This window comes from Amycolatopsis sp. cmx-4-61 (assembly GCF_046548775.1).
Classification (GTDB): Bacteria; Actinomycetota; Actinomycetes; order Mycobacteriales; family Pseudonocardiaceae; genus Amycolatopsis.
In genome coordinates, this window is sequence record NZ_JAEBEI010000070.1 from 1 (window position 1) to 783 (window position 783).

The following is a 783-nucleotide window of genomic DNA, read 5'->3' on the forward strand; positions in this document are numbered from 1 at the left end:
GCGGCGCGGCACTCGCCGAGGCCGCCGCGCACTGACCCCCTACCAGCAGGCGGTCCTGGTGCTGCGCTGGTTCCGTGACGCCACCCCCGTCCACCGGCTCGCCACCGACCACCGCATCAGCCTTGCCACCGCCTACCGCTACCTGCACGAAGCCATCACCACCCTCGCCGCCTGCGCCCCGGACCTACACCAAGTCCTGACGCAACGCCGGGCCGCCGCAGACACCCACGTGATCCTCGACGGCACCCTCATCCCCACCACCCGCCTGGCAGCGACCACCGTGAAAACCAAGGGCCGCAACCGCGGAGCGATGGTGCACCTGTGGTACTCCGGCAAACACCGCAGCTTCGGCGGGAACGTGCAGTTCCTGGCCAGCGCCGAGGGGTTCCCGCTGTGGACCTCCCCGGTCCTGCCCGGCTCCCGCAACGACCTCTCCGCCGCCCGCGACCTGGGCATCACCGGCGCGTTGACCGCCGCCGCAGCCGCCGGGCTGCCGACCCTGGCCGACAAGGCCTACCACGCCGGCGGGATCGGAATCTGCACCCCGTTCAAGAGAACCGCAGGTCAGCCACCATTGGCTATCAGACAGCGGATCTTCAACCTGCTGCACAGCCGACTGCGCTGCCGCGGAGAACGGGCCGCAGCCATCCTCAAAACCCGCTGGTCAGCCCTACGACGGGTCACTCTCTGCCCGAAACGCATCGGCGCCATCGTCCAAGCAGCCCTCGTCCTGACCCATCACGAGCACCAAGGCCGCTACTGAGAAAACCTCATTGGGGCGCT

Annotated in this window: 1 protein-coding gene; it reads left to right on the forward strand. The window is 69.3% G+C overall.

Translation table 11 applies throughout. From position 1 onward, the window contains the following. Positions 1 to 58 precede the first annotated feature (58 nt). On the forward strand, positions 59 to 763 hold the full coding sequence (locus ACLJOU_RS46945) for a transposase family protein (protein WP_410575792.1): 705 nt from the start codon (positions 59 to 61) through the stop codon (positions 761 to 763). Positions 764 to 783: the final 20 nt, after the last annotated feature.